Raw genomic sequence first — 6,067 nt, 5'->3', positions numbered from 1 at the left:
TTCGATTGGGTGTTTTTCAGACGACCTTTAGAAATGACAGGTTTCAGACAGCCTTTGCAGAGTACGGCAACCTCACGACCGTCATTCCCGTGAAAACGGGAATCCAGACCTTTGGAGTTTCAGGAATCTCTAAAAATCGCCGAATCCCAAAGATTCCTAGATTCCCGCCTGCGCGGGAATGACGGATTATAGGTTTCAGACGACCTTCAAGAATTACAGCAACCCCAAACCCCGTCAAAATTTATACCTAAGCGTCCCCGACAAACTCCTCGGCTGGCCGTAGTCGTGGTACGCCGTGTCCGTACGGTAGCGTTTGTCGAACACGTTGTCGAAGTTTAGTGTCAGGTTGGCGTTTTTGGAAATGTCGTACTGCGCGGTCAGGTCGACCACGGCGAAGGATTTTTGGCGGGAGAGGACGCGGGCGCGTTCTTTGGCTTCATCGTCGTCAAACTCGATATTGCTGAGGTCACTGTATTTGTCCACAAAGGTCTTGCTCTGCCAGCGCACGCCGCCGCCGAGGGTCCAGCGGGTTTTGGGCAGGCGGTAGGTGGTGAAGAGTTTGAAGCTGTGGTGCGGGTCGTATTGGCTGTTGGGCCGGTTGCCGTTTTCTTCGCGGGTCAGGTGCGACTGCACGCCCGCGCTGATGTCCCAGCCTTCGGCGGGCGAGCCGCTAATTTCGGCTTCCCAGCCGTGGGCTTTGGTATTCGCTGCGCGGTAGTAGGTGTCGTCGTTGTCAAATTTGCCCGCTTCGACGGCGACGTTGCGCCGTTTGGATTGGAACACCGACAACGAGGCGTTCAGACGGCCTTCGAGCCATTCGCCTTTCAGTCCAGCCTCGACGGTGCGGCCGGTAATCGGATCGATGGGGCGGCGGTTGATGTCTGTTTCGCTGTTTTCGTGCGGCATAAACAGGCGGCTGTAGGAGGCGTAGGCGGAGAGGTTGTCGGTGAGGTCGTAGGTGATGCCGGCGTAGGGGGCGAAGCGGCCTTCTTTGGCTTCCGTATTCGGGCTGCCGCCAACCGGTATGGCTTGGTAATGGTAGCGGGCGTAGTTGGCGCCCAAAAGCAGCGAGAGTTTGTCGGTAGCGTGCAGGCGGGTGGCGGCATAGCCGCTGATTTGGCGTGTCGCGATGGTGTCTCCCTCCCATTTCCAGTCGTTGACGGAAGCGATGGCGGGATAGTCGCGGCGGCGTATGAAATCGTAGATGTCGTCTATGGAATAGTTGCTTTCTTGGTTTGCCCAGGCGCGTTTGTCCCGCGTGCGGTAGCCTCCGATGCCGAATACGGCTTCGTGTTTGCGCCCCCATAAATCGTATTGCCCGTTGAGCTTGAAGCTGAAGGCATGGCTGACGATATTGTCGGCCATTTTATAAAAATTGGCTCCGGCTGAGCTGTCATCGTGCCTGAGATAGTTGTATGGGGCGTCACCCATGCCGGGATTGAGGGTTTTCTCACGGTTGTAGCGGTATTCCAGCTTGGCTTTCCAGTTGTTTTCAAAGCGGTGTTCCAGTCCGGTAAAGAGTTCCGTCGCGCGTTCCCTATACCTGCTGCCTTTGATTTTGTTGTTGTCACGGATGCCGAAGCGGGTGGGGTAGCCTGCGCTGTCGTAAACGGGCAGGTCCCCGCCGTAAAATTCTTTTTCGCGCGCGCGCTGGTGGTTGATGCCGGCGTAGGCGGTGGTTTGCGGCGAGAAATCGTATTCGGCAATGCCGTAAACCATGTCGGAGCGGTCGCGTGAACCCTCGGTCCAATGCCGCCCGCCCTCGGCGTTGACCACGGCGCGGCCGCGCAGGCTGCCGCTTGGGTTGAGCGGCCCGGACACATCGGCCTCGGCATTCCAACGCCGCCATCTGCCGATGCCGACGGAAATTTCAGCCTGCTGCTCTTTGGTCGGACGCTTGCGTACCAGGTTCACCGTCGCGCTCGGGTCGCCCACGCTGCCCTGCAAGGCGGAAGTGCCGCGCACGACTTCCACCCGCTCGTACGCGCCCGAGTTCAGCAGTTGGTTGCCGTCGATTTCGGTGGTCATGCCGTCTATCTGGTAATCGTTGACCTTCTCGCCGCGCGCATACATGTTGGTTACCGCATAGCGCGAACTTGCCGGATTGCCGCTGATACCGTTGACCCATGAGAGCGCGTCGTAAACGCTGCGCTTGCCTTGGTCCTTCATCTGTTTGTCGGTTACCACGCTCACGCTCTGCGGCACCTCGCGCAGCGTCAGCGGCATCCCCGTCGCGGCGTAAGTGCCCGAAGTGGTATAGCCCTTGTTCAACGACTTCTGCCGCTTACCGCGCACGGTAACGGTGGAAAGGGTGACTGCTGCCGGTTCGGCATCAGCGGGAACGTATGCGTCCGCCGCCTGCGTGCAGACAGGCAGGATAAGTAACAGCGGCGCGCTCAAATGGTAAAACTTCATTGCTACAAATTCTCCTTTTCAAGTTCAAACAATAGATTGATAGGATTGATAATAATTTTTGTATAAAAACTGGTAATTTTGTTTCATTTTGTTTTATGCGGAAGACGGGGTAGAAAAATGCGAAACGGGCAGGACGCTATGATGCGGTGAACAGGCATAGGAAAAAGAAATGACAGAGGGTTTGTAAAAGTTTGGAAAGGGGATATTGAATACCGTCATTTCCACCCCAGTCTACGCGAAGGCAGGCTGAGACGAGAATCCAACACTTTGGATTTCTGGAATCTCTGGAAAATTACTGCTGCCCAAAAGGTCCTTCAGATCCCCACCTACACGGAAATGATGAGTTGTAAATTTCAGACGACCTTTACTTTTGTAGCAGCTCGTCAATTCGCTGTTGAATTGGGTTAAATTGGCAAACAAGCGTCGGAATTTTGTTACACTTTGGGTTCTTTACACTTCACACTTACACATCACACAAGGAGGCTTTATGGCATTAATGGACAGTTTGTTGAACGTGGCGGCGCAAGCCTTGGGCGGCAAAGACGAAAACGGACAAAACTCGCTGACCGAAATGGCGATGAATTTGGTACAACAGCAAGGCGGCGTGGGTAATCTGATTAATCAGTTGCAACAAGGCGGGTTGGGCGATGTATTAAATAGCTGGGTTTCCAACCAACAAAGCAATCTGCCTGTATCCGGCAGCGATTTGCAAAACGCTTTGGGCAGCGATGCCATCAGCCAAGTGGCGCAAAAATTCGGTCTCGACAGCCAGCAAGCCGGCGATATGTTGGCGCAGATTCTGCCCAATCTGGTAGACAAAGCCACGCCGAACGGTTCGGCGCAAGATGCGGACGGATTCGGTTTGGACGATATTGCTTCGGCGATATTGAAAAACTTCACCAAATAAGCAGCACGAAAAATACAAAAAGGTCGTCTGAAAAACGTTTTCAGACGACCTTTTTGTATGGTTCAAATTATCTCTTACTTCTTCGCCGCCCTTCTCGCGCGGATAACTTCAATCACGCCCGGCAGGATGGAAATCACGATAATCGCGACCATCACTAAAGCCAGATTGTTTTTGACAACCGGAATATTGGCGAAGAAATAGCCGGCATAGGAAAACGACAAGACCCACAATACCGCGCCGATGATGTTGTAGCGGATGAAAGTGCCGTAGTGCATACTGCCCATGCCTGCAACAAACGGGGCGAATGTCCGCACAATCGGGACGAAGCGGGCGATGATGATGGTTTTACCGCCGTGTTTTTCGTAGAACGCGTGGGTTTTCTCCAAATACGACTGGCGGAAGATTTTGGAATCGGGGTTGGCAAAGAGTTTGCGCCCGAAAAATTTGCCGATCATGAAGTTAGCGGCATCGCCCAAAATCGCGGCGGCCAAAAGCAGCGCGATCATGACATGAATATTCATGCTGCCGACCGCGGCAATCCCGCCCGCGGCAAACAGCAGCGAATCGCCCGGCAGAAACGGCGTAACCACCAAACCGGTTTCGCAGAAAATAATCAAAAACAACACCGCGTAAATCCATACGCCGTATTGCGCGGAAATCTCGACCAAATGCTGGTCGATGTGGAGGATAAAATCAATAAGGGTCGAAATCACGAAATCTTCCTGAAATGAAAAAGACAGGGGTCGTCTGAAAACAGACGCGTCGCCAAATGTCTGCCATTGTATATGAAACCCATGCCGCGCGCCCCTTTTTCAGACGACCCCGCGCCTTGATACGCGCTGACAAAACAACGTACAATAAACCCGATTCCAACCCATCCGGTATGCCTTTGTGAACCAGCTTATTTTCGACTTCGCCGAACGCGGCTATCCCGGTTTCGACAAATTCCTCGGAACGGAAAATGCCGAACTGGTCTATGTGTTACAGCATAAACACGACCCGTTTATCTACGTCTGGGGCGAAGAAGGCGCGGGCAAGAGCCACCTGCTGCGCGCGTGGGTCGCCCAAGCGCTCGACGCGGGGAAAAAAGCCGTCTATATCGACGCTGCCGCCACGCCCCTGACCGAAGCCGCCTTTGAAGCCGAATACCTCGCCATCGACCAAATCGAAAAACTGGGCAACGAAGAACAAGCCCTCCTGTTTGCCGTATTCAACCGCTTCCGCAACAGCGGCAAAGGCTTTCTGCTGTTAAGCTCCGAACACACGCCCCAACAGCTCGTCATCCGCGAAGACTTACGCACCCGCATGGCGTACTGCCTCGTTTACGAAGTCAAACCCCTGACCGACCAAGAAAAAATCGACGCGCTCGTCAGTATGGCGGCGGCACGCCAAGTGACCATAGACCCCGAAATCTTCGAATACCTGCTCAACCACTGGCGGCGCGACATGGACAGCCTGATGCAGATGCTCGACACGCTGGACAACTACGCCGTTACCATGGGCAAACGCATCACCCTGCCGCTTCTGCGCCAGCTTTTGAAACAACAGGAAACCCAATGAAAAACCTCGCCATCTTCGACCTTGACAACACCCTCATCAACACCGATTCCGACCATTCATGGCCGCAATACCTCATCAAAAAAGGGCTGGTTGACGCTGCCGAAACCGAAGCGCAAAACGAAAAATTCTACCGCGACTACCAAAACGGCTGCCTCGACATCGACGCCTTCCTTAAATTCCACCTCGCTCCGCTCGCCCGTTACAGCAAAGAAGAGCTGGCGGAATTTCACCGCGAATTTATGGCGGAGTTCATCACACCCTACATCTCGCCCATGCAGCGTATGCTGGTGCAGAGCCACCAAATGGCGGGCGACGAAACCCTCGTTATCTCATCGACCAACGAGTTCATCATCACCCCCATCTGCCACCTTTTCGGCATCACCAACATCATCGGCACCCAACTCGAAACCGGTGTCGACGGCCGCTACACCGGCAACTACATCGGCACGCCCAGCCTCAAAGAAGGCAAAATCACCCGCCTGAACCAATGGCTCGCCGAACGCGGCGAAACGCTCGAAAGCTATGGCAAAACCTATTTTTACAGCGATTCCAAAAATGACCTGCCGCTGCTGCGCCTCGTCAACGAACCCGTCGCCGTCAACCCCGATGCCGAGTTGGAAAAAGAAGCCAAAGCAAAAGGTTGGCCGATATTGAACTTCAAATAAGTAAAACCACACCCGCCGCCCAAACGGGCGCAACTCCGTAGCGTGGGCTTAGCCCACGAAAAACAAAGGTCGTCTGAAAACAAATCAAAAACAACCCCCTAAACCCGCTACAAATCTACAAATAAGGAAAACAATATGTCCATCCGCGCCATCATCCCCGCCCTGCTGCTTGTCTTCGTCCTACCCGCAACCGCGCAAACCGTCAACCCGGCAGAATACGCCCCCGCATCCCAAAATCCCGCACAACCCATCAAACCCGTCAAACTGTCCATCTTGGTTTCCCCTGAAGGCAAAGCCGTAGAAGTCAGCATCCTCGAATCCAGCGGTTATGAAGGACTTGACGAAACAGCCGTGGCAACCGCCAAAAAAGACAAATACAAAGCCGCCGGATACTGGGTGAAATATAAAGGAACCATCGAGTTTAAAAACCAATAGGTCGTCTGAAATGTCCGCATTCAAACCCGTCATCGTTACCACCACCGCCCCGACCCGCGAAGAAGCCGAAAAAATCGGCAACCTG

General features: G+C 54.0%; 8 protein-coding genes. 6 read left to right on the top strand and 2 right to left on the bottom strand.

All coding sequences use genetic code 11. The features are described 5' to 3' along the window. The coding region (locus tag HMPREF1051_RS14980; protein ID WP_094112466.1) for a tetracycline resistance protein at positions 1 to 182 on the top strand (182 nt) is incomplete at its 5' end. A 52-nt stretch (positions 183 to 234) separates the two neighbouring features. Here HMPREF1051_RS14980 and HMPREF1051_RS01125 read toward each other — a convergent pair. Continuing rightward, complete coding sequence (locus tag HMPREF1051_RS01125) at positions 235 to 2,415, bottom strand: TonB-dependent siderophore receptor (RefSeq protein ID WP_003763110.1); 2,181 nt, start codon at positions 2,413 to 2,415, stop codon at positions 235 to 237. 487 nt (positions 2,416 to 2,902) lie between these two features. Here HMPREF1051_RS01125 and HMPREF1051_RS01120 point away from each other — a divergent pair, with 487 nt between their 5' ends. Further along, positions 2,903 to 3,322: a YidB family protein gene (locus HMPREF1051_RS01120; RefSeq protein WP_003763112.1), complete on the top strand. Its 420-nt coding sequence runs from the start codon at positions 2,903 to 2,905 to the stop codon at positions 3,320 to 3,322. Between the two features lie 74 nt (positions 3,323 to 3,396). Here HMPREF1051_RS01120 and HMPREF1051_RS01115 read toward each other — a convergent pair whose 3' ends face one another. Then, the gene (locus HMPREF1051_RS01115) at positions 3,397 to 4,035 is read right to left on the bottom strand and encodes a DedA family protein (RefSeq protein ID WP_003763104.1); all 639 of its coding nucleotides are present in this window, start codon (positions 4,033 to 4,035) and stop codon (positions 3,397 to 3,399) included. Positions 4,036 to 4,091: 56 nt separating this feature from the next. Between HMPREF1051_RS01115 and HMPREF1051_RS15420 the strand changes: the two genes are divergently transcribed. From HMPREF1051_RS15420 to HMPREF1051_RS01100, 4 genes are all read left to right on the top strand, one after another. After that, complete coding sequence (locus HMPREF1051_RS15420) at positions 4,092 to 4,217, top strand: hypothetical protein (protein ID WP_019269920.1); 126 nt, start codon at positions 4,092 to 4,094, stop codon at positions 4,215 to 4,217. Next, positions 4,214 to 4,882: a DnaA regulatory inactivator Hda gene (hda, locus tag HMPREF1051_RS01110; protein WP_003763115.1), complete on the top strand. Its 669-nt coding sequence runs from the start codon at positions 4,214 to 4,216 to the stop codon at positions 4,880 to 4,882. Before HMPREF1051_RS15420 ends, hda begins: the two co-directional genes overlap by 4 nt. After that, entirely contained in the window at positions 4,879 to 5,547 is a 669-nt protein-coding gene (locus tag HMPREF1051_RS01105; protein ID WP_003763107.1) for an HAD family hydrolase, read from the top strand. The genes hda and HMPREF1051_RS01105 overlap by 4 nt, the downstream gene beginning before the upstream one ends. Positions 5,548 to 5,682: 135 nt before the next feature. Then, positions 5,683 to 5,982: a TonB family protein gene (locus tag HMPREF1051_RS01100; protein ID WP_003763106.1), complete on the top strand. Its 300-nt coding sequence runs from the start codon at positions 5,683 to 5,685 to the stop codon at positions 5,980 to 5,982. Positions 5,983 to 6,067 lie beyond the last annotated feature (85 nt).

It is taken from the genome of Neisseria sicca VK64, assembly GCF_000260655.1.
Lineage (GTDB): Bacteria > Pseudomonadota > Gammaproteobacteria > Burkholderiales > Neisseriaceae > Neisseria > Neisseria sicca_B.
The sequence above is the reverse complement of the archived record's forward strand: the minus strand, read 5'-3'. Positions and strand labels throughout refer to the sequence as shown.

Bases quoted from the DNA above. Each gene is read 5' to 3' on its own strand.
- HMPREF1051_RS01125 (WP_003763110.1), bottom strand. From the start codon at position 2,415: ATGAAGTTTTACCATTTGAGCGCGCCGCTGTTACTTATCCTGCCTGTC.
- HMPREF1051_RS01120 (WP_003763112.1), top strand. From the start codon at position 2,903: ATGGCATTAATGGACAGTTTGTTGAACGTGGCGGCGCAAGCCTTGGGC.
- HMPREF1051_RS15420 (WP_019269920.1), top strand. From the start codon at position 4,092: ATGTCTGCCATTGTATATGAAACCCATGCCGCGCGCCCCTTTTTCAGA.
- HMPREF1051_RS01105 (WP_003763107.1), top strand. From the start codon at position 4,879: ATGAAAAACCTCGCCATCTTCGACCTTGACAACACCCTCATCAACACC.
- HMPREF1051_RS01100 (WP_003763106.1), top strand. From the start codon at position 5,683: ATGTCCATCCGCGCCATCATCCCCGCCCTGCTGCTTGTCTTCGTCCTA.